24 protein-coding genes and 1 pseudogene are annotated in these 25,613 nt (G+C 63.0%); 10 read left to right on the plus strand and 15 right to left on the minus strand.

All coding sequences use genetic code 11. From position 1 onward, the window contains the following. The first annotated feature begins 34 nt into the window (after positions 1–34). Complete coding sequence (locus JFU04_RS22965) at positions 35–1,225, plus strand: hypothetical protein (protein ID WP_201145765.1); 1,191 nt, start codon at positions 35–37, stop codon at positions 1,223–1,225. A 41-nt stretch (positions 1,226–1,266) separates the two neighbouring features. On the opposite strand, the gene JFU04_RS22970 is transcribed toward JFU04_RS22965, so the two are convergent. Further along, complete coding sequence (locus JFU04_RS22970) at positions 1,267–1,749, minus strand: GyrI-like domain-containing protein (protein ID WP_106802799.1); 483 nt, start codon at positions 1,747–1,749, stop codon at positions 1,267–1,269. Positions 1,750–1,945: 196 nt separating this feature from the next. Between JFU04_RS22970 and alaC the strand changes: the two genes are divergently transcribed. Then, on the plus strand, positions 1,946–3,157 hold the full coding sequence (gene alaC / locus JFU04_RS22975; protein ID WP_065909081.1) for an alanine transaminase: 1,212 nt from the start codon (positions 1,946–1,948) through the stop codon (positions 3,155–3,157). A gap of 148 nt (positions 3,158–3,305) precedes the next feature. On the opposite strand, the gene JFU04_RS22980 is transcribed toward alaC, so the two are convergent. Next, complete coding sequence (locus JFU04_RS22980) at positions 3,306–4,658, minus strand: GntP family permease (protein ID WP_065909078.1); 1,353 nt, start codon at positions 4,656–4,658, stop codon at positions 3,306–3,308. Between the two features lie 83 nt (positions 4,659–4,741). Further along, entirely contained in the window at positions 4,742–5,275 is a 534-nt protein-coding gene (locus tag JFU04_RS22985) for a gluconokinase (RefSeq protein ID WP_065909076.1), read from the minus strand. 214 nt (positions 5,276–5,489) lie between these two features. Between JFU04_RS22985 and JFU04_RS22990 the strand changes: the two genes are divergently transcribed. From JFU04_RS22990 to JFU04_RS23010, 5 genes are all read left to right on the plus strand, one after another. After that, entirely contained in the window at positions 5,490–6,521 is a 1,032-nt protein-coding gene (locus JFU04_RS22990; RefSeq protein ID WP_162946162.1) for a LacI family DNA-binding transcriptional regulator, read from the plus strand. An 88-nt stretch (positions 6,522–6,609) separates the two neighbouring features. Further along, positions 6,610–7,242: a glutathione S-transferase family protein gene (locus tag JFU04_RS22995; protein WP_065909071.1), complete on the plus strand. Its 633-nt coding sequence runs from the start codon at positions 6,610–6,612 to the stop codon at positions 7,240–7,242. A 10-nt stretch (positions 7,243–7,252) separates the two neighbouring features. Further along, positions 7,253–7,993, plus strand: coding sequence for an NAD-dependent epimerase/dehydratase family protein (locus tag JFU04_RS23000; protein WP_065909068.1), 741 nt, complete (start codon positions 7,253–7,255; stop codon positions 7,991–7,993). 12 nt (positions 7,994–8,005) lie between these two features. Beyond that, positions 8,006–9,415: an MFS transporter gene (locus JFU04_RS23005; RefSeq protein WP_065909065.1), complete on the plus strand. Its 1,410-nt coding sequence runs from the start codon at positions 8,006–8,008 to the stop codon at positions 9,413–9,415. Positions 9,416–9,548: 133 nt separating this feature from the next. Next, the gene (locus JFU04_RS23010) at positions 9,549–10,061 is read left to right on the plus strand and encodes a hypothetical protein (RefSeq protein WP_065909064.1); all 513 of its coding nucleotides are present in this window, start codon (positions 9,549–9,551) and stop codon (positions 10,059–10,061) included. Positions 10,062–10,167: 106 nt separating this feature from the next. Here JFU04_RS23010 and JFU04_RS30725 read toward each other — a convergent pair whose 3' ends face one another. The 3 genes and pseudogenes from JFU04_RS30725 to JFU04_RS23020 all read right to left on the minus strand — a co-directional run bounded on the left by JFU04_RS30725 (position 10,168) and on the right by JFU04_RS23020 (position 12,524). Further along, the gene (locus JFU04_RS30725) at positions 10,168–10,626 is read right to left on the minus strand and encodes a methyl-accepting chemotaxis protein (protein ID WP_404940359.1); all 459 of its coding nucleotides are present in this window, start codon (positions 10,624–10,626) and stop codon (positions 10,168–10,170) included. Between the two features lie 84 nt (positions 10,627–10,710). Continuing rightward, positions 10,711–11,532, minus strand: a pseudogene (locus JFU04_RS30730) (PAS domain-containing protein); the annotation flags it as partial. 122 nt (positions 11,533–11,654) lie between these two features. Beyond that, positions 11,655–12,524 (minus strand): LysR family transcriptional regulator, encoded by an 870-nt coding sequence (locus JFU04_RS23020; RefSeq protein ID WP_201145767.1) that lies wholly within the window; start codon positions 12,522–12,524, stop codon positions 11,655–11,657. 96 nt (positions 12,525–12,620) lie between these two features. Here JFU04_RS23020 and gstA point away from each other — a divergent pair, with 96 nt between their 5' ends. Beyond that, a complete protein-coding gene (gene gstA / locus JFU04_RS23025; RefSeq protein ID WP_120449640.1) occupies positions 12,621–13,220 on the plus strand; it encodes a glutathione transferase GstA in 600 nt (199 codons plus the stop codon). 37 nt (positions 13,221–13,257) lie between these two features. On the opposite strand, the gene JFU04_RS23030 is transcribed toward gstA, so the two are convergent. From JFU04_RS23030 to JFU04_RS23070, 9 genes are all read right to left on the minus strand, one after another. After that, positions 13,258–14,646 (minus strand): aromatic amino acid lyase, encoded by a 1,389-nt coding sequence (locus tag JFU04_RS23030; RefSeq protein WP_201145768.1) that lies wholly within the window; start codon positions 14,644–14,646, stop codon positions 13,258–13,260. Further along, positions 14,643–15,647 (minus strand): ornithine cyclodeaminase family protein, encoded by a 1,005-nt coding sequence (locus JFU04_RS23035; RefSeq protein WP_201145769.1) that lies wholly within the window; start codon positions 15,645–15,647, stop codon positions 14,643–14,645. Before JFU04_RS23035 ends, JFU04_RS23030 begins: the two co-directional genes overlap by 4 nt. Positions 15,648–15,719: 72 nt before the next feature. After that, on the minus strand, positions 15,720–16,646 hold the full coding sequence (locus JFU04_RS23040; RefSeq protein ID WP_120449646.1) for an aliphatic sulfonate ABC transporter substrate-binding protein: 927 nt from the start codon (positions 16,644–16,646) through the stop codon (positions 15,720–15,722). Next, entirely contained in the window at positions 16,646–17,659 is a 1,014-nt protein-coding gene (locus tag JFU04_RS23045; protein ID WP_201145770.1) for an ABC transporter substrate-binding protein, read from the minus strand. Before JFU04_RS23045 ends, JFU04_RS23040 begins: the two co-directional genes overlap by 1 nt. 165 nt (positions 17,660–17,824) lie before the next feature. Next, on the minus strand, positions 17,825–20,467 hold the full coding sequence (locus tag JFU04_RS23050; RefSeq protein WP_201145771.1) for a TonB-dependent receptor domain-containing protein: 2,643 nt from the start codon (positions 20,465–20,467) through the stop codon (positions 17,825–17,827). 211 nt (positions 20,468–20,678) lie between these two features. Further along, positions 20,679–21,617 (minus strand): FecR domain-containing protein, encoded by a 939-nt coding sequence (locus JFU04_RS23055; RefSeq protein ID WP_201145772.1) that lies wholly within the window; start codon positions 21,615–21,617, stop codon positions 20,679–20,681. Further along, complete coding sequence (locus JFU04_RS23060; protein ID WP_065909044.1) at positions 21,614–22,123, minus strand: sigma-70 family RNA polymerase sigma factor; 510 nt, start codon at positions 22,121–22,123, stop codon at positions 21,614–21,616. The genes JFU04_RS23055 and JFU04_RS23060 overlap by 4 nt, the downstream gene beginning before the upstream one ends. Positions 22,124–22,231: 108 nt before the next feature. Beyond that, positions 22,232–23,023, minus strand: coding sequence for a phosphate/phosphite/phosphonate ABC transporter substrate-binding protein (locus JFU04_RS23065; protein ID WP_201145773.1), 792 nt, complete (start codon positions 23,021–23,023; stop codon positions 22,232–22,234). A 9-nt stretch (positions 23,024–23,032) separates the two neighbouring features. After that, complete coding sequence (locus tag JFU04_RS23070) at positions 23,033–23,962, minus strand: fatty acid desaturase (protein ID WP_201145774.1); 930 nt, start codon at positions 23,960–23,962, stop codon at positions 23,033–23,035. Between the two features lie 301 nt (positions 23,963–24,263). Here JFU04_RS23070 and JFU04_RS23075 point away from each other — a divergent pair, with 301 nt between their 5' ends. Together JFU04_RS23075 and JFU04_RS23080 are read left to right on the plus strand one after the other, a co-directional pair. After that, positions 24,264–24,680 carry a GNAT family N-acetyltransferase gene (locus JFU04_RS23075; protein WP_201145775.1) on the plus strand — a complete coding sequence of 139 codons (417 nt, stop codon included), beginning with the start codon at positions 24,264–24,266 and terminating at the stop codon, positions 24,678–24,680. Between the two features lie 94 nt (positions 24,681–24,774). After that, positions 24,775–25,593, plus strand: coding sequence for a class I SAM-dependent methyltransferase (locus tag JFU04_RS23080; RefSeq protein ID WP_120449655.1), 819 nt, complete (start codon positions 24,775–24,777; stop codon positions 25,591–25,593). The last annotated feature ends 20 nt before the right edge of the window (positions 25,594–25,613 follow it).

Raw genomic sequence — 25,613 nt, forward strand, 5'->3', positions numbered from 1 at the left:
TGGAAACTCTCAACGTCCCATCCGGAGAACACTCATGAGTATTCCGTCGAATCACACTACGGCAAACACCGCCGGCAGCCCGGACCTGTCCTTCGGGAACCAATCCCCAAAGGACGGCACGGTCATCGCCTCATCCTCCGCAGGCCTGTCACGCGTGCTCAGTGACGGTTCCACCCTGACGGTGGGATTGACGAGAGAAGGCGACACAAATCGATTAGCCGTCACCAAACATACGCCTGCGGGTGAGCTCGACACCCAGTTCGGGACCGGATACACGCGCCTTGAAGAATCCGCCGTCCTCATGGACCTGATCATTCAACCTGATGGAAAGCCCGTTTTGCTGGCGGCACTGGGAAACGAGCATCGCGCATTTATTACTCGATTCAATGCGGAGGATGGCAACGCGGACCTGCCGTTTGGCGAAAACGGCATAAGGGAACTGGATAAAGCGGTCTTTCCCGTGAGTACCAAAGGCGGTTTAGCCGTGCAGGCCGACAACAAGATTGTCGCCGTATTCAGTGACGGCACTGACACCTTTATCTACCAACTCGGTGTCAACGGCGAGGTCCTCAACTTCGGAAACGACAGACCGAATACGTTGGTTAATTCCCAACTCGACAGTGTGTTGATCACTCAAAAAGGTTTCGTAGTTGCCGGCACCACCAAGCTGGGCGACAAACGCGAGGCCTACATCGTCGGCCTGACGGATAATGGTGAACTTGACGGCAGCTTCGGTACAAATGGCTTCGCCGTACTGCCCTTCGACAATAAGCAAAACAGACAGGTCACTGCACTGGCCAAGGGTCCGGAAGGCAGAATAGCGATTGTCGGAAGTAGCTATACCACCCCGGGGGACAAGAACTTCGTGGCCATCCTGCTGGCCAACGGCCAACCCGATCCCGCCTTTAATGCAGGCAAGCCGCTGGAAAAAAACGCCGACGGTTTCCGTTTTACCAGCGTGGTGGTCCAGCCTGATCAGAAAATCGTGGCACTGGCCCGCAATGGCAATGGCAGCGTCATCCAGTTGCTCCGGTTCAACCCGGACAGTCAACCGGACGCCACCTTTGGTGTGGACGGCATCGCCAATGCATGGCGAGACCCCAACGGACGTCCCGAGCACGGCCAAATCAGCCTGGTGGAGTGGGTAACGTTCAACAGCACACTGCAAAGCAGCGGCATTCACGCGGGTCGCGAGTCCTTCATCGGGCGCCTGCTCAGCGAGTGACGGTATCGATTGAGCTGCCCAGGCAGCTCAATCGCGTTGCTTCAGGCCTTGGCTTGAACCGGCAGCCAGATCTCCACCGTCCCGATGCCCTTGCGCGCATCAAAATCCGCGCTGTAACGCTCGAAATCCGCGCCCATCACTTTGTAGCCCGAGTGCGGCAACCATTCGAACATGATGCGTTCGTAGGTCTGTTCCAGCGCCTGCACCGGGCCGTAGTGCGGGAACACGGCGTAGTTGAGCGGTGGAATTTCGATGGACTCGAAGTTGCTCGGTACGTCGCCCTTGGTGGGGACTTCAACCCCGGCCATGTAGTCGAATTCGTCATGTTTGGGGTTGTGGCACACCCCATAGGTCACGCCGCCAACGCGCTTCTTGATGTCCTTGACGCAGGTGTCGAACAACTCCCACAGCTTGGGGATATCGCCCACGGTGGCCTTCGAATAACGCCCTTGCACCCCGGCGATCACCAGGGCTTTACCGGCTTCCATGCGTGGCTCCAACGGTTGTCTTGTCTGCTGATCCATACGAACAGTCTCCTTCTTATGAGGGAACAAACCCGCATCGAGTATAGGGGCATATCCGCGCTGGACTCCATGCAGAAAATTTTCCTACGCATCTGGACAACTGGCCATCATCGACCGTATTGTCTGCCCCGCAGGCCACCGCAGTGGCCGACGTCGCTCGGACGGTTCCGGGCGCTTACGTACTCTCGAGGCAACAATGGCAGACCAAGGTTCGCCGCGCCGCTTTGCGCGCATTGATCGACTCCCCCCGTATGTTTTCAATATCACTGCCGAGCTGAAGATGGCTGCGCGTCGGCGCGGCGAAGACATCATCGACTTGAGCATGGGTAACCCTGACGGCGCCACGCCACCACATATCGTGGAGAAGATGGTCACCGTCGCCCAGCGCGAAGACACCCACGGCTACTCCACTTCCAAGGGCATTCCGCGCCTGCGCCGCGCCATTTCGCGCTGGTACAAGGACCGCTATGAAGTGGACATCGACCCCGAGTCGGAAGCCATCGTGACCATCGGCTCCAAGGAAGGCCTGGCGCACTTGATGCTGGCCACCCTGGACCAGGGCGATACCGTGCTGGTGCCGAACCCCAGCTACCCGATTCACATCTACGGTGCCGTGATTGCCGGCGCCCAGGTGCGTTCGGTACCGCTGGTGCCTGGCGTGGACTTCTTCGCCGAGCTGGAACGTGCGATTCGCGGCTCGATTCCCAAGCCGAAGATGATGATCCTCGGTTTCCCGTCCAACCCGACCGCGCAGTGCGTGGAGCTGGACTTCTTCGAGCGCGTGATTGCACTGGCCAAGCAGTACGACGTGCTGGTGGTGCATGACCTGGCCTACGCCGACATCGTCTACGACGGCTGGAAAGCCCCGTCGATCATGCAGGTGCCGGGCGCCAAGGACATTGCGGTGGAGTTTTTCACCCTGTCCAAGAGCTACAACATGGCCGGCTGGCGCATCGGTTTCATGGTCGGCAACCCGGAACTGGTCAACGCCCTGGCCCGTATCAAGAGCTACCACGACTACGGCACCTTCACCCCGCTGCAGGTGGCGGCGATCGCTGCGCTGGAAGGCGACCAACAGTGCGTCAAAGACATCGCCGAGCAGTACCGCCAGCGCCGCAATGTGCTGGTCAAGGGTCTGCATGAGTTGGGCTGGATGGTGGAAAACCCGAAGGCGTCGATGTACGTCTGGGCGAAGATTCCCGAGGCATATGCCGCCATGGGCTCGCTGGAATTTGCCAAGAAGCTGCTGCTCGAAGCCAAGGTGTGTGTATCACCGGGGATCGGCTTTGGTGAGTACGGCGACGATCACGTGCGCTTTGCGCTGATCGAAAACCAGGACCGGATTCGCCAGGCGGTGCGCGGTATTCGCGGAATGTTCCGGGCGGATGGCTTGATCACCAAGGCCTGATCCCGCAACGCGGTCACACATGTGGGAGCGGGCTTGCTCGCGAATGCGCAGTATCAGTCATGTATCTGGCGACTGATCTACCGCACTCGCGAGCAAGCCCGCTCCCACATTTGGAGGGGGTTTTCACCCCGGCATCATGGCCTGCCTGTCAGACCACCAACGACAGCAGCATGATAAAGATCAGCGCCACCACCGACAGGATGGTCTCCATCGCCGTCCAGGTCTTGAAGGTCTCGGCCACGGTCATGTTGAAGTACTGCTTCACCAGCCAGAACCCCGCATCATTGACGTGCGACAGGATCAACGAACCTGCGCCCGTCGCCAACACCAGCAACTCACGGTTGACCCCTGGAATCATGCCCACCACCGGTACCACGATGCCGGCGCCGGTAATGGTCGCCACGGTCGCCGAACCGGTTGCCACACGAATCACCGCCGCCACCAGCCAGGCCAGCAGGATCGGGTTGATCTGCGCGTTCACCGCCATGTGGCCGATCACGTCACCCACGCCGCTGGTCACCAGCATCTGCTTGAAACCGCCACCGGCGCCGATGATCAGGATGATCGCGGCGGTCGGCGCAAGGCTGGCGTCGAGCAGCTTGAGGATCTGCTTGGAATGGATGCCCTGGCGATGGCCAAAAGTGTACAGCGACAGCAGCAATGCCAGCAGCAGCGCAGTGATCGGGTGGCCGATCATGTCCATCCAGTTGCGCACCACGTGGCCTTCGACCAGGGCGATGTCGGCGAAGGTTTTCAGCAGCATCAGGAACACCGGCAGCAGCACAGTGATCAGGGTGATGCTGAAGCTCGGCAGGGTTTTCGACTCAGGTTCGCGGGCCAGTTGGTCCACCAGCTCCTGGGACGGGTTGCCCGGGATGTACTTGGCGATAAACGTACCGAAGATCGGGCCGGCAATGATGGCGGTCGGCAGTGCGACGATCAGGCCATACAGGATGGTCTTGCCGATGTCCGCGCCAAACACGCCGATGGCCAGCAGCGGGCCCGGATGCGGTGGCACCAGCCCGTGCACCGCCGAGAGGCCGGCCAGCAGCGGGATGCCGATCTTGATCAGCGACACGCCGGTGCGGCGCGCGACGATGAACACCAGCGGGATCAGCAATACAAAACCAATCTCGAAGAACAGCGGGATGCCCACCAGGAACGCGGCGAACATCATCGCCCACTGGACCTTTTCCTTGCCGAAGGCGCGGATCAGGGTCTGGGCGATCTGATCGGCGCCGCCGGATTCGGCCATCATCTTGCCGAGCATGGTGCCCAGCGCAAGGATGATGCCGACAAAGCCGAGCACCCCGCCGAAGCCGTCCTGGAACGCCTTGATGATCTTGTCCACGGGCATGCCCGAGGTCAGGCCAAGGAAGCCGGCCGCGATGATCAGTGCAATGAACGGGTGCACCTTGAACTTGGTGATCAGAAAGATCAGACCGATGATAGTGACCACTGCATCAAGCAGCAGGTAGGACTCGTGGGACATGCCAAACATGGGGGTCTCTCCTGTTTGTTGTTGTTATTAAAGCCGGTATTCAATTTGTCGCCGGGGATAGCGCTATCTTTTCCGGCAAAAAATTATTTGGATGGTTCAAAACCGTGTTTCAGCCACCAGGCATTGGTTTGCTCGGCCAATGCCTCGACGCTGTCTTCGCTGGCATTCAGGGCCAGGGTCAGCGGTTCGCCGACGGGCGATTCGAGGGTGGCGAACTGGCTGTCGATCAGGCTGGCCGGCATGAAATGGCCGGGGCGATGGGACACGCGGTCGGCGGCCACGGCACGGGTCAGCTCCAGAAAGACAAACCCCAGGCCCGGCGCGGCTTCGCGCAGGTGGTCGCGGTATTTCTTTTTCAGCGCCGAACACGTCAGCACCGGATGCTCACCGGCCTTGAGCGAACGGCGCAGCTCATCGCACAGGATGTCGAGCCAGCCGGCACGGTCGTCGTCGTTGAGAGGGTGGCCGGCGCTCATCTTCTCGATGTTCGCGGCGGGGTGAAAGCTGTCGCCTTCGATGGCGGTGGCACCGTTCAGGCGGCACAGGGCCTCGCTGACGCTGGACTTGCCACAGCCGGAAACACCCATGATGACCAGGGCGGTAACAGGTTGACTCATGAAACACCTCAGGACGCAGATAGCGCTACCTTTGCACGCTGTAAGGCTAGTGCAAAAACAGGCTTTTCCCGCGCCGTCTTGTCTTTTTTTATGGAGTGACGCGTGCATCCGCTCCAATGGTTTTGAACAGGATCAGGCAACCCTTTCTTCAAGAATTTGCAGGCCTTTGGAGACAGCGCTACCTTAGTGCCTCGATTTTTGTTTGGCAAGCCGCCTGATGACCTCCAAGAACGATAAAAATACCCGCACGACGGGCCGCCCTACCCTCAACGAAGTCGCCCGCCTGGCCGGCGTCAGCCCCATTACCGCGTCCCGCGCCCTGCGTGGCATCAGCACCGTCGCCACCGAACTGGTGGAAAAAGTGCAGCACGCCGCCGCCGAACTCAACTACGTGGTCAACCCGGCCGCCCGTGCGCTGGCCTCTGCGCAGAGCCATTCGGTGGTGGTGCTGGTGCCGTCGCTGTCCAACCTTTTATTTATCGAAACCCTCGAAGCCATCCACCAGGTGCTGCGGCCCAAGGGCTTTGAAGTACTGATCGGCAACTCGCATTATTCGCGCGATGAAGAAGAAAACCTGCTGCGCAACTACATGGCCTACCAGCCGCGGGGTTTGCTGCTGACCGGCTTCGACCGCACCGAAAGCGCCCGACGGATGGTCGAGGCCAGCAACGTGCCGTGCGTCTACATGATGGACCTGGACCCCAACGCCGGCGTCAACTGCGTGGGCTTCTCGCAGGTGGCGGCCGGCGAAACCGCTGCCGCGCACTTGCTGTCCCGTGGGCGCAAGCGACTGGCCTATATCGGCGCGCAACTGGACCAACGCACCTTGCTGCGCGGCGAAGGTTTCCGCCGTGCGCTGCAACAGGCGGGGATGTACGACCCCGCACTGGAACTGCTGACGCCACGCCCGTCCTCGGTCGGCCTGGGTGGCGAGCTGTTCTTGCAATTGCTGGCGGCCCATCCGGAGGTGGACGCGATCTTCTTCGGCAACGACGACCTGGCCCAGGGCGCGCTGCTGGAGGCCATGCGCCATGGCATCAAAGTACCCGAGCGCGTCGCGGTGCTGGGCTTCAACGACTTGCCGGCCTCCTCCTTCATGGTGCCGCGCCTGAGCAGCATCAGCACCCCGCGTGAAGCCATCGGCCGGCGGGCGGCGGAGCATTTGCTGACGATCATGGCCGGCAACAAGATCGCCAAACCCGTGGTGGACATGGGGTTTGAGCTGCAGGTGCGCGAGAGTACCTGAGCCCGAAATCATCGGTGGTCGCGTCAGGCACTCGCTGTCCTCGGCGTCGCCTGCTAGATTGGCTGCTCTCCACTGCCAGGGAAGCACCATGGGACACTCACTGAAAATCTTGGGTCGCACGTCTTCCATCAACGTGCGAAAAGTACTGTGGACCTGCCAGGAACTGGGCATCGACTACGTGCGCGAAGACTGGGGCATCGGCTTCAAGCCGACCCAGTCCGCCGAATTCCTTGAGCTGAACCCCAACGCCCAGGTGCCGGTGCTGATTGACGATCACGGTGTGTTGTGGGAATCCAACACTATCTGTCGCTACCTCGTCAGCCTCTACCAACGCACCGACCTGCTGCCCGCCGAGCCTGCGCCGCGGGCGCGTGTCGAGCAGTGGATCGACTGGCAAGCCATCGAACTCAACCGCGCCTGGGGCGACGCCTTCACCGCGCTGGTGCGCAACAACCCGGACGGCCTCGACGCAGCGCAGATTGCCGCCGCCGTGCAGCGCTGGAACGACAAGATGGGCCTCCTCGAACAACAACTTGCTCGCACCAATGCCTACGTGGCCGGGGATGAATTCACCCTCGCCGATATCCTCATCGGCCTCTCGGTGCACCGCTGGCAGATGACCCCCATGACGCGGCCGCCCTACCCCGCCATTGCCGCTTACTATCAACGCCTCGGCCAGCATCAGGGCTTCCAGACCTTTGCCCTTGCCGGTCACAACTAAGGAATTGCACGTGAAAGGAATCAATGTACTGCTCACCGGTGCCTGCGGTCGCATCGGCAAAACGTTCTTCGAAGCCTCGAAAGACCGCTACCGCTTCACCCTCACTGACCGCATCGCCCCGGACTTCAACCTCGGCGAGCACCGCTTCGTGCAGGCCGACCTCAGCGACAAATCCAGCCTCGCCGCCCTGCTCGACGGCATCGACGTGATCGTGCACCTTTCCGGCATCCCCCATGCCAGCGCCACGTTCGACGAATTGCTGCCCAACAATATCCTCGCCACCACTCACCTGTTCGAAGCCGCCGTGGCCGCCGGTGTGCAGCGCCTGGTGTTCGCCAGCAGCGCGCAAACCATCGAAGGCTACCCGGTGGATCGCCAGATCACGCCCGGCATGCAAGTCATGCCCGCCAACCTGTACGGCGTGAGCAAATGCTACGGCGAGGCACTCTGTGGCTATTACGCGGCCAAGACGCCCCTGTCGACGATTGCCCTGCGCATCGGCGCCTTCGAGTTCCCCGCGACCCATGACCTGAACAACGCGCGCGACCTCAGCGCCTGGCTCAGCCCACGTGACGCGGTGCAACTGCTGCAACGGTCGGTGGAGGCCGAGGGCGTCAAGCACCTGATCGCCCACGGCATCTCCAATAACCGTTTCAAGCGCCTGGACCTGAGCGAAACCACGCGGGTGTTGGGTTACCATCCGGTCGATGATGCCTTCCAGGAAAATTTCGAGATTCCGATCACTTACTGAGTTTCCCGCACCATGCCTGCACTCCCCGCTACAGACGGCATCGACCCAGTCCGCGCCGCCCACATCAGCGCGCGTATTGACCGCCTGCCCGCCGTCGCTACCGTCTGGCGCCTGGTGGCGTTGCTGTCTATCGGCGGCTTTTTCGAGCTGTATGACCTGTTCCAGACCGCCTACATCAGCCCCGGCCTGATCACGGACGGGATTTTCCACATCGGCAGCGAGGGCGTGTTTGGCTTCTCGGACCAGGCGGCGTTCGCCTCGGCGACCTTCCTCGGGCTGTTCCTGGGCGCCAGCCTGCTCAGCCCCATCGCCGACCGTTTCGGGCGCCGGGCGATCTTCACCTTTGCGTTGATCTGGTACACCGTGGCCACCGTGCTGATGGGCATCCAGACCTCAGCCCTGGGCATCATCTGCATGCGCTTTCTGGTCGGCATCGGCCTGGGCATCGAGCTGGTGACGATCGACGCCTACCTCTCGGAACTGGTGCCCAAGCGCATGCGCAGCTCGGCGTTCGCCTTTGCGTTTTTTATTCAGTTCCTGTCGGTGCCAGCAGTGGCGCTGATGTCGTGGTGGCTGGTGCCCCAGGCGCCGTTCGGGGTCTCGGGCTGGCGTTGGGTGGTGCTGAGCAGTGCAGTGTTTGCGCTGTTTATCTGGCAACTGCGCAAGCGCTTGCCGGAGTCACCGCGCTGGCTCGCGCAAAAAGGCCGCTTTGATGAAGCCGGCCAGATCATGGACAGCCTGGAGGCGCGCTGCCAGAAGGATCACGGCAAACCGCTGGATGCACCGGAACCCGAAGCCGTCAGCGTGCAGGGCAACGGCCGATTTGCGGATATCTGGCAACCGCCGTACCGGCGCCGCGCGTTGATGCTGATTGTGTTCCACGTGTTCCAGGCCATCGGCTTTTTCGGCTTCGGCAATTGGTTGCCGGCGCTGTTGTCGGGCCAGGGCGTGAGCGTGACCCACAGCTTGCTGTACGCCTTTATCATCACGCTCGCCTACCCGTTGGGGCCGTTGCTGTTTGTGAAGGTGGCCAACCGCTTTGAAAACAAGTGGCAGATCGTCGGCTCGGCCATGGGCGCGATGATCTTCGGCAGCCTGTTCGCCCTGCAAACCACGGCGGTGGGGCTGGTGATCTGCGGGGTGATGATCACCTTCTGCAACGCCTGGCTGAGCTTCAGTTATCACTCGTACCAGAGCGAACTGTTCCCCACCAACATCCGCGCGCGGGCGGTCGGGTTCTGCTACTCGTTCAGCCGCTTGTCCACGGTGTTCAGCAGCCTGTTGATCGGGTTTATCCTCGAGCACCTGGGCACGCCGGGCGTCCTCGCGTTTATTGCCAGCAGTATGCTGATCGTGATGATCACCATCAGTTGGTTCGGCCCGCGCACGCGCAACCTGGCGCTGGAAAACATCGCCCACTGACGGCAACGGTTGGCCGCCGGCGGGACAATGTTTGCCGCGGCGGCCAGGCCATCCCCAATAAAACCGGGGTGATGCGACCCGGCATGCTAATTGCTCCAGCACTGGCACCGACCATTTTCCCAGGTGACCGATCATGCTGGTTAACAACAACACCCAAGCGGTGTCGACCATTCAACAGATCAAGCGGCCCGACATGGACCCCGCCAATGCCGCCGCCAGCGCGCTGTACAGCGGTGCCGTGCAAGCGGCGCAGCAAAGCGTGACCGTACCGGCCGCGCAGAAGGAACTGGACAAGGCCAACGATCGCATCGACGAAGCCTTTGCCAAGACCCGCGTGCAGTTGCAGGCCACCACGGCGGCGACCACCGCAACCACCGATGTGCCGGCAGCGGGCAGCAGCACCAGCACCGCGCGGGCCGATTTCACTGACTACATGAGCAAGTCCCCGGCCGAGCGCATCCGTGAGCAACTGCTCAAGGAGCAAGGCTTGACCGAGGCGGATGTGCAGAACATGTCGCAGGAAAAGCAGGACGCCATTTCCAAGCAAGTGGCCGAGCGCCTGAAGCAGCAGCAAGAGCAGCAGGTAGCGGCGAAAACCGCTGACCCGCAGGCGCAGGCGGTGAAAGAGACCCTGGCCGCCATCTAACAGGCAACCTGATCAACGGTAGGCGCCGGCTTGCCGGCGATGCAGGTGCCTCGGTGAATCCAGGCCGAGGTGATGCTATCGCCGGCAAGCCGGCTCCTTCATGCGTTTATTGCAGTTGCAGCGTCGAATTGAACTGACTGATCGCATCCACCACATGCCGTGAGCCTTCCTGAATCTCCAGGATCACCTGCCCCGCCTCGTTCGCCAATTCCACCCCCAGCCCTGTGCGGCTCAAGCTCGACTGCATGCTCGACACCGCGCTCAGCGACAGGTCGTGGTTTTTGCGCACCACCTCGACAATCTCCACCGTCGCCTGGCTGGTCCGCGCCGCCAGGCTGCGCACCTCGTCGGCCACCACCGCAAAACCGCGCCCATGCTCGCCGGCCCGCGCCGCTTCGATGGCCGCGTTCAGCGCAAGCATATTGGTCTGCTCGGCAATGCTGCGGATGGTCTGCACGATGGCGCCGATGATGTCCGACTGTTTGCTCACCGCGTCGATACTCTGCGCCGCCTGGTTCAGGTCGTGGGAAATCTCCTCGATGATCTGCACGGTCTGCTGCACCACCTCCGAGCCCTTGCGTGCGCAGGCGTCGTTCTGTACCGAAGTGGCGTGGGCCGAGTCGGCGGCGGTGCGCAGGGTGGTGACCTGGTCGGTGATGTCGCTGGCAAACTTGACCACTTTGTACAGCCGCCCACTGGCGTCGAAGATCGGGTTGTAGGACGCCTCCAGGAACAGCGTCTTGCCGTATTTATTCCTGCGCTCGAAGCGGTGCGAGTGGTATTCGCCGCGATTGAGCGAAGCCCAGAACGCCTTGTAGGCCGGCGACTCCACCTCGCTGCGATGGCAGAACATGCTGTGGTGCTGGCCGACGATCTCATCCAGGGAGTACTGCACCGTCCTCAGGAAGTTTTCATTGGCATTGATGATCTGCCCCTGCGGGGTAAACTCGATCACCGCCATCGAGCGGCCGATGGCGTCGATCAGGCTCTGGTTTTCATGCTCGTGGTGCACCCGCGCGGAAATATCCGACGCGACTTTGATCACGCTCTGTACGTGGTTGTCCGGGCCCAGCACCGGCATATAGCTGGCTTCCAGCCACACCTCCTGGCCATGCTTGTTCAAGCGCATGAAGGTGCCACTGAGGGCCTCGCCCCGCGCCAGGTCGCGCCACAGCTTGGCGTAGGCGTCGGTGTGGGTGTAGGCCTCGTCGCAAAAGATGCGGTGATGCTTGCCGCGTATTTCCTCGGCGCTGTAGCCCATGGTTTTGCAGAAGTTGTCGTTGGCATCGAGGATCACACCTTCGCGGTCGAACTCGATCATCGCCATGGAGCGGCTGATGGCGGCGAGTTTGGCGTTGGATTCGGTGAGTGCGCAGGAGAAACGCTGGATTTCAAGCAGGTCGGATTTGTGATGGCGGTTGAACATGGTCAGATCACCCTGGATTCCCGGCGCCTCGAAGGCGCATTCCATTCATTTGTTGGACAGTGCAGCCACACCTTCATGGGGAAATAACCATCCGAAACGCTTTATATGCCAAGCGTCATCAACGGTTCTGGGTGAGCATAGACAGGGCTTGGCGCTATGCAAGGCCACTAGTCAGCAAGCATTTTCAACAATGCGCTGGTAGCGGCCGAAGGCACGCGGGCAGAGGAACCCACCAACGCGAATTCGCGGTGCAGCGGCACCGTCAGCGGCATGACGCGCAGGCCGGCGCGCTGGGCCGGCAGGGCCATTTCCGGCACCAGCGTCACGCCGACGCCTTCACGCACCAGGCTGAAGGCACTGTTCCATTCACGCACTTCCACGCGGATATCGCTGACCGTCAGCCCCGCGGCGGCCCCCAGGCTGCGGGCGTTGGCGGTGCAACCGCCGGTGGCGAGCACGAACGGTTGTTCGAGCAGCTCCGCCAGCGACACGCTGGCGTCGGCCGGGCGCTGCGCCAGTGCATGGTTGACCGGCAGCACCGCCATCCACAAATCGCGCCCCAGCACCGTGGCATTGCGCTCGGGCTTGGGGTTGAGCACCACGCCCAGGTCGATCAGGTTGGCGTCGAGCAGGGTCAGCACTTCGTTGTCGGTGACATCCAGGGTGGTGACCTCGATACCCGGGTACAACTGCGCGAAGCGTTGCAGCAGCGGTGTCAGAAAGGTCGCGAGCACCATGGGGAAACTGGCGATGCGAATCGTCCCACGCAGCATCGGGCGAGCTTCATCCACGGTGCTGCGAATCGTCTGCAAGGCCCCGAGCATCACCCGCGCCTGCTCGATCACACTCAGGCCCAAGGCAGTGGGCAAGGTCTTGCGCGGTTCACGGGTAAACAGCTGCGCACCCAGGGTCGCCTCCATGCTGGCCATGGCCTGGCTGGCGGCCGATTGCGTCATGCCCACCGCTTCGGCGGCGGCGGTGATGCTGCCGCGATCAGCCACGGCCACCAGCAGGCGCCAGTGCATCAGGTTCATCATGGCAGTAGCTGTCCTTATGGCAGGGGTCTGAAGGTTTAATTTTACGCACGGTGCCATGCCCGTGAGACTGGCGCAAATTCAACGGAGCTGCCGCAGATGAAACTGTATTTCTTCCCCAACGCCTGTTCACTCGCCCCGCATATCGTGTTGCGCGAATTGGCGCTGCCGTTCGAGCTGGTGCAGGTCGACAACCAGGCCAAAACCACCGCCGACGGCGAGGATTTCCTGCAGATCAACCCCAAGGGCTACGTCGCCGCGCTGCAGTTGGACAACGGCCAGGTACTGACCGAAGCCAGCGCGATCCTGCAGTACCTGGCGGACCTCAAGCCCGCCGCCCACCTCGCCCCCGCCAACGGCAGCTGGGAGCGTGTGCGTTTGCAGGAATGGCTGAATTTTATCGCCACCGAAATTCATGGCGGGCTGGCGGTGTTCTTCAACAGCGCGATCCAGGGCGAGGTACGTGGCCTGTTCCAGGCCACCCTGTTCAAGCGTTTCGCGGTGCTGGTAAAGACCTTCGAGCACAAGGATTACCTGCTGGGCGAGTACTCGGTGGCGGATGCGTACCTGTTCGTGGTGCTGCGTTGGGCGGCATTTCACGCTATCGACCTGGGCGACTGGCCGGCGCTGGCGGCGTTTCAACAGCGCGTGGGTGAGCGGCCGGCGGTGATTGCCGCCCTGGCCGCCGAGAATCCATAAACACACACGACCCCTGTAGCAGCCGGCTTGCCGGCGCCTACAGGGGGAAGGGGCTGGATTCGAGGAAGGTGGCAAGCGCCAGTACATCCACCGAGCCCGAGCGATCCTGATCCAGGTGCGCCACGCGGCTGCGCACCGCGGCATGAATCTGCCGCACGCCCTGCCCCAGTCGCAAGGGGCCGCGCAGGTCCACCGCCTGTGCCGCCACGATCAGCTCGATACTTGCCAGCCACAACACGCGCTCGGTCAGGCGGCGGGTCTTGTCGACCACCGCCAGCGCCTGCCCGGCGTAGTCTTCCACGCGGTCCGCCACCGGCACGCTCACGGCGGGCAACGGATTGGCCAAATGCCCGATCTCGGCGACCAGTGCCGAGCTGGTGCGCTGCAACGCCGCCATCCCCACATGCCCTGGCTGGGTGATCAGAAAACGCGGTAGATCGCTGGACGTCGGCGAAAGCAGCTTGGCAATCCGTTCGGCGCTGCACGCGGCGACGCGACTCAGCGCCAGGCCCAAGCCTTCGGCGGCCAGCGCCAAGTGAGTGCTGTCGAAATTGGCGGTGGCCAAGACCAACGCGTCTTCGCTGATCAACGCCGGGTTATCCGCACCACTGCGCAGTTCCAGTTCGACCAGTGCATGCAGTTGCTGCAACGCCTGCTGCGCCGCACCCTGGACCACCGTGGCACAGCGAAAGCTCAGCGGGTCCTGCAGGCGGCGGGGCTGGTCTGCCAGCTCGCCGCCGGCCAGCAACTGCAACAACGCGGCCGACTGTTCAGTCTGCCCTGGCGCCGGGCGCAGGCGTGACGCCCACGGCTGGAACGGGCTGAGGTTGGCGCGGTAGCCTTCGCACGCCAACGCCAGCGCCGCCATCAAGGCCTCCAACGCCTGCCGCGCCTCGAAGACCAGCAAGGCGCCCAGCCCGACACTCGCCGCATTCGCCGACACCAGCGCCAGGCCATCCTTGCCGGTCAACGGCACGTCCAGCGCCAGGCTCAGGTGTGCCAGGGGCGCCAGATCACTTTCGCCCAGCGATCCGAGCAGTGGCACCTCGGGCTCGACACCCGAGTTGAGCAACGCCAGCAAGGCGTCCGCTGCCGCAGGTGAAATCCCCGCGCGGCCCTGGGCCAATCCAGCCAGGCGCGCCGCCGTGATCGCGCGCACTTCCTGTCGATTGGCCAGGCGCCCGACGCCCACCGCACGCCCCAGGGGAATGTTCGCCTGCTGCGGTGCCACCTGCGTATCCACGGCCGCACCGAGGCCGGTGGTCACGCCATAGATCGGTGTGCCTGCGGCCGCCAACTCGAGCAGCAACCGATGGCCTGCGTCGATACGTTGTCGCGCCTGGACGGTGAAATCCGCCGGGGCATCCTGCCGGGCAATCGCCAGCAAATCGGCGAGCGCCAACCCTTGGGGATCGAAGTGAATCATGCCCAGCGCAGCCGCTGGCCAATCCCCAGGCGCTTGGCTTTTTCCAGCAACGCATGGCCCAGGGCGATGTCGCTGAGGCTCAAGCCGCGGTGCCAGAACAGGATGGTTTCCTCGGGGTTGTCACGGCCGCTTTTCAAACCGGCGACGATCTGCCCCAACTCGGCGTGCAAGGTCTCGGCGCTGAGTTTTCCGGCGTCCACGTGCGCACGCAACGCGCCAAACATACCGCCCTTGCACTGGCCCCAATCATCCACCACCAGCTTGCTCATGATGTCGGTGAGCGACAGCTCCACCGCGCTCATGGTGCCGTAGGGCACGACAAAGGCGCCGGGCTTGATCCAGTCGGTACGCAGCAACGGCTCGGGTTGCTCCAGGCGCGAAGCTTCGACCACGATGTCGGCGCCGCGCACGGTGGGCTCCCAGTCGTCGGTGACAATCACCGGTTTGCCGAGGTCGCGGCGCAGGCGCTCGGCGAAGGCTTCGCGGCTTTCGCTGCGGCGCGAATGCACGCGGATTTCCTCGAAGTCGAACAGGTGATCGAGCAGCCGCACGTTCCAGTACGCGGTGCCGCGCGCGCCGATATGCGCCAGCACTTTGCTGTCGGGCCGGGCCAGGTATTTGGCGCCAATGGCGGTGACCGCGCCGGTGCGCATGTCGGTAATCGCCGAAGCGTCGAGGATCGCCCTGGGGATGCCGGTGGCCGGGTCCAGCAGGTTGAGGATCGCCAATTCCGAGGGCAGGCCCTTGCGGTAGTTGTCGACAAAATCGCCCACCACCTTGACGCCGGCGTAGCCGATATCACCGCCGAGTACACCGCGCAGTACGTTGAAGTGGCCGTTGATACCGCCGCCGGGAATCAGGTGGGTACGTGGCTCGATCACCGCCTCGCCGCGGCCCTGGATACCCAGGCTGGCTTCGATGGCGGCGAGGATTTCATCGTTAGTAAGGCCCAGCTCGTCGATGTCGAGGCCGTTGAGAAAGTCGATGTAGATCGGTTGCATGGTCTGCTCACTGATAATGGAATAGCGCCTGCCCGCCTCCGCTGGAGCCCGGCTTGCCGGGCTCCTGCAAGGTCATGGGGCCTTGAAGACGACTTGCTGCACATCGACCTTTTTCGGGATCAGGCCGTTGGCGAAGAACAGGTCGGCGGTGCGTTGCTGAGTGGCGATGTCGCTGGCTTGCAGCGGGCGGATCGCTGTCGACGAACGGTGTTCGAAGTAGCTCTTGACCACCGCCGGAGGCAGGCCGAGGGTCTTGGCCATCAGCGCGATGCTTTCCTCGGGCTGGTCGAGGGACAGGCGCTGCGCCTTGGCCAGGGTCTGGATAATCGGGCCGATGGCTTGCGGGTGCTGTGTCACAAACGCGCTGCTGGCGACGAAGAACGTACCCGCAGGATTGAGGCCCTGGCCATCGCCGAGCACGCGGGCGGAGCCGTCGACCACGGCCGCCGAATAGTACGGATCCCACACCACCCAGGCGTCGACCTTGCCCTGTTCAAAGGCGGCGCGCCCATCCGAGGGTGACAGGTACACCACGTCGACGTCCTTCCATTGCAAGCCCGCGCGCAGCAGGCTCTTGAGGAACAGGTTGTGCGCGCTGGAGCCCTTGAGCAACGCCACGCGCTTGCCCTTGAGTTCGGCCACGCTTTGCACGTTGCTGTTCTTGGGCACCAGCACGGCTTCGGATTTGCCCTCGTTGGGCTCGACGGCAAAGTACTGCAACTCGATGCCGGCGGCCTGGGCGAAGATCGGCGGGATGTCGCCGATATTGCCGATGTCCAGGCTGCCGCCGTTGAGGGCTTCGATCAGCGGCGGGCCGCCGAGGAATTCAATCCACTGCACCTGGGTGCCCGGCAACGCCGCTTCGAAGAGTTTGTGCTCACGGGCGAGGACCATGCTCACCGAGCTTTTCTGGTAGCCGATGCGCAAGGTGGCGGGTTCGGCGGCCAACACCTGGCCGGCGATCAACGAAAGGACAACGCCAGCAAACATCTTCAGCATCACAGCGCCTCCTTGACCTTGGCGGCGACATCCGCCGGAACCCATTGCTGCCAGACCTGCGGATGGTCCTTGAGGAAGGCTTCAGCCATCTGGCGGGGCGGGGTGCGTTTCTCACTCATGTCCCCGAGGATGCCGTTGAGCAGATCAATCGGCAGGTCGACCTTCTCAAACACACTCACCAGTTGCGGGTACTGCGCCTTGAACGGCGCGGACACGCCAATCGCCAGGCGCGCCGGCATCGAACGGGTGCCGATCGGGTTGGGGTTTTTCGCGTCGGACAACGTCTTCCAGGCTTCGGCGTTGAACGGCGGTTCTTCCAGCTTGATCAGCTTGAAACGCCCCAGCAGCGGGGTCGGCGACCAGTAGTAGAACAACACCGGCTTGCCACGCCGGATCGACGACGCGACCTCGGCATCCAGCGCCGCGCCGGAGCCGGTGCGGAAGTTGACGAAGCTGTCCGTGAGCTTGTAGGCCTTGAGTTTCTGGCTGTTGACGATCTCCGAGGTCCAGCCGGTTGGGCTGTTGAGGAAACGCCCACGCGTCGGGTCTTCGGGATCGCGGAACACATCCTTGTAGCGCGCCAGGTCGGCCACCGACTTGAGGTCCGGCGCCAACGGTTTGATACCGCGTGCCGCGTCGCCCTTGATCACGTATTCCGGCACCCACCACCCTTCGGTCGCGCCCTTGACCGTGTCGCCCAGGCCGAACACTTTGCCTTCGCTTTCGGCCTTGACCCACGCCGGACTGCGCCCGGCCCACTCTTCGCCGATCACCTGGATATCGTCCTTGGCCAGGGCCGCTTCCAGGCTCACGGTGCTGCCGGGCAAAGTGTCGGTAGGCAGGCCGTAGCCTTTCTCGACAATCAGGCGCAGGACCTCGGTGATCAGGCTGCCGCTTTCCCAGGTGATGTCACCGAAGTGGATGGGTTTGGCAGGTTCGGCGGCCGTGGCTGATTGTGCCAGGACGGTGAGTGCCAATAGCGAGCCACCGAGCAGGTTTTTTAGTGTTCTCATGAGTAGCCTCTTGGAGATTCAAAACAGATCCAGAGTGGGCAGTGTCAGTGTGGGAGCTGGCTTGCCTGCGATGCAGACACCTCGGTTTTTCAGGAAGACCGAGGTGATGCAATCGCCGGCAAGCCAGCTCCCACAGTTGATCTCCACACCCTTCAAGATCAGGGTTTAAAAGTCATAACTGAGCCGCGTGTAGTAGAACGCCCCTTCCGGCGCGGTCGGCGACAGGTAGCTGTATTGCTGCCCCGGCGTCTGGCGCAGGCGGCTATTGAAGTCATCGGGCTTGCTGTCGAACAGGTTGTTCACACCGACCGACACCCGCAGCTGCTTGGTGAACGCGTAGTTCACGTCCAGGTCAGTGGTCCATTGCGCACTGAACACCTGGTCGTACTGGGCGTTGGCTTCGGCGGCCGCGTATTTGCGGTACTTGCCGTAGCGGGTCTGGTTGAGGGCAATGGTCCATTGGTTGAGTGTGTGCACCGCGCCGAACACCAGCTTGCCTTCGGGGTAGCCGTGCTCGATAAAGCCCCGGGCTTCGCGGGTCAGCACCTCGAAACCGTTGGGGTTCTCGTGGACTTTCTCGATGGTGGTGCGCGCCTTGGTATAGCCGGCCGACAGGTTCAGGTCACCGAACTGCGCCAGGTCCAGGTTGTACTTGCCGACGATGTCGACGCCCCGGGTGCGGGTGTCGGCGGCGTTGGTCATGAACTGCGCCCAGGAGTACTGGCCGTAGCCGGCATTGGTGAGGATCTGCTCAGCCAACGGTCCCGAGATACCGCCGCTGAACAACAAGCGATCGCGAATCGAAATCTGGTAGGCGTCGATGGTCAGCGAGGCATGCTCGGTAGGACGCAGTACCAATCCCAGCGAGTAGTTGGTGGACTTCTCCGGCTTGAGCGGCTGTGCGCCGAGGGCCCGCGCTGCCGGGTTGTCGGCCGGCAGCATGCGGGTCAGCACCGGGTTGCCATTGGCATCGAGGTTGGTGGTGGTGGTCCAGGACGTGCCGATCTGGCCCAGGCTTGGCGCGTGATAGGCATTGTTGATCGTGCCGCGCAGCCCCACTTGCGGGGTGAAGTCATAGCGCGCCGAGAGCTTGCCGGTGGTGGCGGAGCCGAAGTCCGAGTAGTGCTCGGTGCGCCCGGCGACGCCGACTTGCAGCTTGTCGGTGACCTGGTTTTCCAGGCCGAAATACACGCCGCCGACATCGCGCTTGAAGGTGCCGGCATCGTCCGGGGTCAAGCCCGACGCTTGCACCGCGCCCACCTGCACGTTGTCGATACCGCCGTAGGAGTAGGAATCGTAGTCCCCGGCCTCGAGGCGATATTGCTCGTGCCGGTAGGCCACGCCAGCGGAGACGGTCAGCGGGTGGCTGGACCAGTTCACGTCAAGGTCCTTGGCATAGTCGAGGGTGATGTTGGTCTGATCATTGACCAGCGTCGCGACGTTGAATTTGGTCGGGCTGTTGGCGCCATAGCTCGGGTTGACGGTGTTGAACGCCAACTCGTCGTGCTCGTCACGGCCATACGTCGCGCTCAGGTCGAAGCGGCCGATGGATTCGTCTTCATAGCGCGTGCCCACGGTGACGGCGCCGTCTTCATAGCGGTAGCGGTATTTGGGAATCGTGCCGCCGGGGTAGATCGACGCGACGTTGTTCGGGCTGCTGGCCAACAGCGGCGGCGTGTTGTTGACCGAGGTGTCCTGGCCGAAGGTGGCGAAGCTGTAGAGCCGCCATTGATCGTTCAGGCCGATCTCGGCATTCGCCGCCAGGTTGTATTTGTCGCGCCCGGCCCCGCCCCAACGCGGGTCTTGCAACTGGCCGTCGGCGACGTATTTGTCGCCGATATCGTCGGGCTTGTTGTTCAGGGTGTTGAAGCTCAGCGTGAGAAAACCATCCCCCGGCAAACCGATGCCGTACCAGCCGTCGGTAGTCTTGCTGAAGCCATCGCCCTGGGCGTACTTGCCCAATTGCGTGTTGATGCCACCGCCGCTGTCACGCTCCTTGAGCACGATGTTGACCACCCCGGCCACCGCATCCGAGCCGTACTGCGCCGAGGCGCCATCACGCAGCACTTCGACATGGTCGATGGCGCTGATGGGGATCATGTCCAGGTCCACCGGCTGCGCGCCAATGAACGGCACGCCACCGGAGATATTCACCACCGCCGAGGTGTGCCGGCGCTTGCCGTTGATCAGCACCAGGGTCTGGTCGGGTGACAGGCCACGCAGCGAGGCCCCCTTGGGATCCTGCCCGCGCGTGGCGCTGTTGTTCTGCGGAAAGTTGAACGAGGGCAGCAACTGGAACAGTGCCTGGTTAAGGCTGGTGGCGCCGGTTTGCTTGAGTTCTGCGGCGTTGATCACGTCCACCGGGGCCGCGCTGGTCAGGGCGGTGGCGTCGCTGCGGCGGGTGCCAATGGCCACCACGCGGTCCAGGGTCGGTGCCTGGGCGGCGCTGGTCTGGGCCTTGACGCTGCTGGTGGCCTGGGCACTTTTGGCCGCGCCTTCCTTGATCACAAAGGCGCCGTCCGGGCTGACCTGCACGTGCAGGCCGGTGCCCTTGAGCGCGGCGTCGACCGCCTGTTGCGCCGACAGCGAACCGTCGACACGGGCCGAGGAATAATTGCCCAGTTGCGGCGTAAACGAAATCACCTGGCCGCTCTGGCGACTGATGTCCAGCAGCACCTCATCCAGCGGGCCGGGAGCGATGTGGTAGACCTGGCGCGCCTCTTCGGCACTGGCGGCAAACGAAAAAAACAGACTGGCCAACGGCACCAGGGCAAAGGTTCGCAGCGGCACACGGTTGAACTGATTCACTTTGGCTCCCCCCAAGGAAACTCGAGAACGCTGCTCCCCGCAGCGCTTACGGGAGTGATGTGGGACGGCCGCGGGAAAACTTGCAGATCGTTTGGTTATGTCCTTAGAACCCACTTTCGAAGCGCAAACCCTGTAGGCGCTGGCGTGCCTGCGATGGCATCGACGCGGTGTAACGGGCAGGCATCGCAAGCAAGCCAACGCCCACAGCAAATCAGGCCGCACTAACGGTCACCCACAGGCCGGTGCGGCGGGTGATATGAATCGGCAAGGTGCGCGCCAGGGTGTCGAGGATCTGCTGGGGGTTGTCCAGGCGGTAGAGGCCACTCACGCGCAACTCGGCCACGGCCGGATCCAGGCGCAGCACGCCCTGGTGGTAGGGGCGCAGCGCGTCGATGACCTCAGCCAGCGGACGGTCGCGCACTTGCAGGAAGCCGTCCACCCAGGCAGTGGCGCCGGAAGAACTGGCCTGCATCGGGCCGAAGCCCGTGCGGTCGTAATGCACTTCATGGCCGGCGGCCAGTTGCAGGCGCTCGCCGTTCTGCCCATCGATTTCGACGGCGCCGTTGAGCGCGACGACCTGGCCCTGCCCTTCGCGCTCACGCACCAGAAAGCGGTTGCCGTAGGCGCGCAGGCGCGCCTGGTCGGTCTGGATCAGAAACGGCCGCAGGCGATCACTGGCGACCTTGGCCAGCAGCTCACCTTCGCGCAGGCGCACCAGGCGCCGTTGCGGGTCGAACTGAATGTCGGCCGCGCTCTGGGCGTTGAGCAGCAATTCGCTGCCGTCATCCAGGGTCACGGTGCGCCGCTCGCCGGTGCCGGTGCGCACATCCGCCGTGAGTTCCGACAGCCCCATGGGTCTGGCCAGCAGCACCGCGCCGACGGCCACGCCGGCGCCGGCCAGGGCGATCTGCAATACCTGGCGGCGACTGGACGGCGCCTCCAACGCCTGCTGCACGACTTTGCCGCTGACGCCTTGCGCCTGCGGCACCTGGAACACCCCGAGGCGGGTCTCCAACTGCCGGCACAAGGCATCATGGCGGGGGTCGGCCGCGCGCCACTGGTGATAACGCTGCCAATCCTGCGCCGTGGCCTGGCCGGAACGCAGCAGCACGTACCACTGCGTGGCGCTGTCGATCAGTTCGTCGTTCATTCCAGGCACAGCCGCAGGCATCGATTGAAGGCGCGGGTCATGTAGTCGCTGACCGAGCGCTGGGAAATGCCCAGCTCGGCGGCGATTTGCGGGTAGGTCAGGCCATTGAGCTGCGACAGCAGAAAGGTCGCCTTGACCTTCGCCGGCAAGCCGTCGAGCAACTGGTCGATGGCTTGCAGGGCTTCGAGCATTTGCGCCAGGTCTTCGGGCGACGGCGCAGTGCAGGTGTCGTCGGTATCGAGGGCGTCGAGGTAGGCGCGCTCCAGGTCACGACGGCGCCACAGCTGGTACATCAGGCGCTGGGCGATGGTGGTGAGCAAGGCGCGGGGCTGGCGGATCGGCTCCACCGACGGCGAACTCAGGAGCTGGACGAAGGTGTCGGCGGCGATGTCTTCGGCGTGCGCCCGCGAATCGAGGTGGCGGTGCAAACGGCCGCACAGCCAGTCGTAATGACTGCGGAACAATCCGCCCACGTAATCGCTGTGAGAAGTGTCGGCGCCGGACATAGTGGCTCCATCTGAGTAGGTTGCGCGTTATGTCCGGTGTTCCGGTGGGGCGATCCTAGCAAGGCTGCTTATTCTTTAATAATACTTAAAAGGTATTTTTATATAACCTTATTCAAGCACCGGGTAGCCAAGGCTGGCGGCGTGCTGCTGGTAGTCGAGGAGTACCTGATAGTCGTCTTCGCTGGCCGGCAGCACCGCATGCAAGCCGAGGGTTTCAACCACGTGCGGCAAGTCCTGCAACGCCAGGTTCATGGCCGCACGAATCGTTGCAACCTGCGCCTCACTCAAGCTGTGCGGGCCGATGTAGGGCAAGGTCGGGCTGGGCGCGCTGTGGCTCACCACGCGCAGCCCCGCCACTTCCTGCGGGGCGAAACGGGCCAGGTAGTCGTAAGTGACGCTGTCGATGGCGGCCAGGTCGGCACGGTCCTCGCGCAACCAGCGCAGGCTCTCGCGGTGGGCACCACTGATGCCGACGCTGGAAAAAAACCGACCGTCCTGCTGCAACGGCGCCAAGCGTTCGCGCAGCAGGTTCATGCCGCTGTTGGAGTCGTGGCCATTGATCACGCCACGGCTGTTGTAGAACTGCGCCAGGTCGGTGTGCGGGTTGTCCGCGCGGGCCAGCAGCAGGCTGCAATGGGCGCCGTTGCTGCTGTGCGGCAATTCATGACGTGGCCGGCCGATGACGCGCACCTGACCGCGCAGCTGGGTCATCAGCGGGTAGCCGCAGGTCTGGGTAACGAGCAGTTCAGGGGCCAGCCACAAGCCGAGCAGGTCCAGATGCGCGGCGTCGCGCCGGCCCAGGCCCAGGTGCTCCAGGATTCGCGTCAACCACTGTTGGTTGGCCTGTTGGATGGGGTCCGGCGCGACATACATCAGCAGCTCGGCGTAGTGATCACTCATGCGGGTCTCTCAGGCAAAGGGGTGGCGCGGGCTGTCGATGGCCTTGAGCCCGTGGCGGCTGATCAACTGACCGTAGCCCTGCACCAGGAACCCGCCGCTGCGCGCCACCCACTGCTCGCGACGGGCGCGGTAGACGGTGGGCAGCAAATACCAGGGCAATTGCGGCAAGTCGTGGTGCACCAGGTGCAGGTTGTTGTTCAGAAACAGCCAGGTCCACGGCCACGACGCCTCGTTGAGCACCGTGCGTTGCTCCGGTTGCGGATGCGGACGGTGCTCATAGTAGGAACGGATCGACGCCAGCGACAAGGCCGGCACGCTGACCAGCAGCAGGTACTGCACGACTGACAGCGCGCTGTAGTGGGCGATGAAACTCAGCATCAGCAGCGTCACCGCGCCGTGGGCCAGCCACATTGGCCAGACCTGTGGCAGGCGCTGCCATTCATGGCGCGCCAGGCGGGTGATCGCCAAGGGCGCGGCCAGCAGAAAACGACCGAGCACGGTTTTGGTCAGCCAATGCACGCCACGTTCGAACAGTGAGCTGTTGTCCCATTGCTGCTGGTTGAGGTAGCGGCTTTCCGGGTCGATGCCGGGCAGGGTCAGGTCGTCATCATTGTGGTGCAGCAGATGGCTGTCGCGGTACAGCGTGTAGGGGTACCACACGGCGAACGGGGCATAACCGAGGAGTTTGTTGAGCCGGCGCGAGCGGGTGGGATGGCCATGCAGCAGCTCGTGTTGCACGGACAGCCACAGCGTCACAATGGGAATCAGCAGCACGATACTCGGCCCCACACCCAGCCAGTGGCTGGCGAGGACCATGGCGAACCAGCCGGCGTAGACGCCGATCAACAACAGCCAGGTCGGCCATTCGGTGCGGGCGGTAAAACTGTGCGCCAGGGCTTCGATTTCCCGGCGTTGGGTCTCATCAAGGTAGTTGGCCATCGGCAGCTCAGAGCAGGTGTTTCCTGCTCTGTGCAATGAGGCGCAAAAATCTTGCAGATCGTTTGGTTCTAAGCTTGTAACTCAGTGACCGAACAGGCCGGTCTCGGACTTCTTGGCTTTCTTGTCAGCGCGCTTTTCATCGGCGGTCTTTGCCGGTTTTTTCTTCGCGGCTTTCTTTGAATCCATACCTTTGGCCATGATGCATGCTCCACTTACAGGGGATGTAACACTGGGTATACCACCTATTGCCCCACAGAAGGCGCTTATAATCTCCGGCCCTGGATTATGTTGCGCGAACACCATGCCCCAACTGCACCTCGAACCGCTGGCAGAGCCGCTGTGGCCGCTGCTGAACAAGTTTTACCGCCGCCACGATTCGTCGATGAAGGCACTCAAGGGCGGCCGTTTGTGGGTGGCGCGCGATGGCGAGATTGTCGCCGGCCTGTGCCTCACGCCGGTGGTCGGCGGGCAGTGGCTGACGGGGGTGTTTGTCGACCCGGCGTATCGCGGCCAGGGGCTGGCGGCGCGCTTGATTGAGCAGGCCGTGGCAGATGTGGACGGCACGGTCTGGTTGCTGTGCCATCCGGACCTGGAAGGGTTGTATCAGCGCATCGGCTTCAACCAGGACACGCGGCTGCCGCAGTCCCTCAGCGAACGACTGGTGCGGTACAAACGCAACAAGCCGATGATCGCCATGGGCTTGAAAATCGGTGCTTAGAACCTTTGGTGCGGTTCACCGCAGATAATGTGTGATCGGCCGGCAGAGGGCCCATGCTAGCCTCGGGGGCACCCTAGCCCTCTACAGGATGATCATGAAAACGACGCTTGCAGCGCTGTCCCTCACCGCCCTCCTCGTCCCCACCTTCAGCCAGGCCGCCGACGCACCGATCAGCGCCAAGCAGTACGCCAGCGTACTCGCCGGCAGTTGGCGTGACCCTGCCAACAGTGCGCGTGACGGCTATCGTCATCCGCAGCAGACGCTGGAGTTCTTTGGCCTGGGCGCCAGGCAAACCGTGATCGAAATCACCCCGGGTGGCGGTTGGTACAGCGAACTGCTGGCGCCGCTGCTCAAGGATCACGGGCATTACATTGCCGCCGTGCAGGCGGCGAGCAGCAGTGCCTATGCGCGGACCTCGGAAGAGAACCTGAAGAAGAAATTCGCTGCCGACCCGGCGCGCTATGCCAAGGCTGAAGTGGTCGAGTTCGACCCCAAGGCGCCGGTGTTGGGCAAACCCGGTTCAGCCGACGCCGTGCTGACCTTCCGTAATGTGCATAACTGGGTGGCGGCCGACACTGCCAACGCCACCTTCCGTGCGTTCTACACGGTGCTGAAACCGGGCGGCGTGCTGGGCGTGGAAGATCACCGGGCCAAGGATGGCGCGGACCTGGAAGCGATCAAGGACAGCGGTTACCTGACCACTGCGCAAGTGGTGAAGCTGGCGACCGATGCAGGCTTCAAGCTGGCGGGACAAAGTGAGGTGAATGCCAATGCGAAGGACACCAAGGACTATCCCGGCGGAGTCTGGACCTTGCCGCCGACGTTGAAGCTGGGAGAACAGGATAAGGCCAGGTACGTGGCGATTGGCGAGTCGGATCGGATGACCTTGCGGTTCGTCAAACCCGCGCAATAACCTGACGTGAAATGCCATCA

This window comes from Pseudomonas sp. TH21 (assembly GCF_016651025.1).
Classification (GTDB): domain Bacteria; phylum Pseudomonadota; class Gammaproteobacteria; order Pseudomonadales; family Pseudomonadaceae; genus Aquipseudomonas; species Aquipseudomonas aylmerensis.

What these genes read in the sequence shown, in the direction of transcription:
- JFU04_RS22970 (WP_106802799.1), bottom strand. Translation starts at nt 1,749, where the DNA reads ATGGATCAGCAGACAAGACAACCGTTGGAGCCACGCATGGAAGCCGGT.
- JFU04_RS23035 (WP_201145769.1), bottom strand. Translation starts at nt 15,647, where the DNA reads ATGCAACCGATCTACATCGACTTTCTCAACGGCCTCGACATCGACGAG.
- JFU04_RS22995 (WP_065909071.1), top strand. Translation starts at nt 6,610, where the DNA reads ATGGGACACTCACTGAAAATCTTGGGTCGCACGTCTTCCATCAACGTG.
- JFU04_RS23070 (WP_201145774.1), bottom strand. Translation starts at nt 23,962, where the DNA reads ATGGCCAACTACCTTGATGAGACCCAACGCCGGGAAATCGAAGCCCTG.
- JFU04_RS23030 (WP_201145768.1), bottom strand. Translation starts at nt 14,646, where the DNA reads ATGATTCACTTCGATCCCCAAGGGTTGGCGCTCGCCGATTTGCTGGCG.
- JFU04_RS22965 (WP_201145765.1), top strand. Translation starts at nt 35, where the DNA reads ATGAGTATTCCGTCGAATCACACTACGGCAAACACCGCCGGCAGCCCG.
- JFU04_RS23055 (WP_201145772.1), bottom strand. Translation starts at nt 21,617, where the DNA reads ATGAACGACGAACTGATCGACAGCGCCACGCAGTGGTACGTGCTGCTG.
- alaC (WP_065909081.1), top strand. Translation starts at nt 1,946, where the DNA reads ATGGCAGACCAAGGTTCGCCGCGCCGCTTTGCGCGCATTGATCGACTC.
- JFU04_RS23040 (WP_120449646.1), bottom strand. Translation starts at nt 16,646, where the DNA reads ATGCTGAAGATGTTTGCTGGCGTTGTCCTTTCGTTGATCGCCGGCCAG.
- JFU04_RS23010 (WP_065909064.1), top strand. Translation starts at nt 9,549, where the DNA reads ATGCTGGTTAACAACAACACCCAAGCGGTGTCGACCATTCAACAGATC.
- JFU04_RS23005 (WP_065909065.1), top strand. Translation starts at nt 8,006, where the DNA reads ATGCCTGCACTCCCCGCTACAGACGGCATCGACCCAGTCCGCGCCGCC.
- gstA (WP_120449640.1), top strand. Translation starts at nt 12,621, where the DNA reads ATGAAACTGTATTTCTTCCCCAACGCCTGTTCACTCGCCCCGCATATC.
- JFU04_RS22985 (WP_065909076.1), bottom strand. Translation starts at nt 5,275, where the DNA reads ATGAGTCAACCTGTTACCGCCCTGGTCATCATGGGTGTTTCCGGCTGT.
- JFU04_RS23080 (WP_120449655.1), top strand. Translation starts at nt 24,775, where the DNA reads ATGAAAACGACGCTTGCAGCGCTGTCCCTCACCGCCCTCCTCGTCCCC.
- JFU04_RS23020 (WP_201145767.1), bottom strand. Translation starts at nt 12,524, where the DNA reads ATGATGAACCTGATGCACTGGCGCCTGCTGGTGGCCGTGGCTGATCGC.
- JFU04_RS23045 (WP_201145770.1), bottom strand. Translation starts at nt 17,659, where the DNA reads ATGAGAACACTAAAAAACCTGCTCGGTGGCTCGCTATTGGCACTCACC.
- JFU04_RS22980 (WP_065909078.1), bottom strand. Translation starts at nt 4,658, where the DNA reads ATGTTTGGCATGTCCCACGAGTCCTACCTGCTGCTTGATGCAGTGGTC.
- JFU04_RS23075 (WP_201145775.1), top strand. Translation starts at nt 24,264, where the DNA reads ATGCCCCAACTGCACCTCGAACCGCTGGCAGAGCCGCTGTGGCCGCTG.
- JFU04_RS23065 (WP_201145773.1), bottom strand. Translation starts at nt 23,023, where the DNA reads ATGAGTGATCACTACGCCGAGCTGCTGATGTATGTCGCGCCGGACCCC.
- JFU04_RS23060 (WP_065909044.1), bottom strand. Translation starts at nt 22,123, where the DNA reads ATGTCCGGCGCCGACACTTCTCACAGCGATTACGTGGGCGGATTGTTC.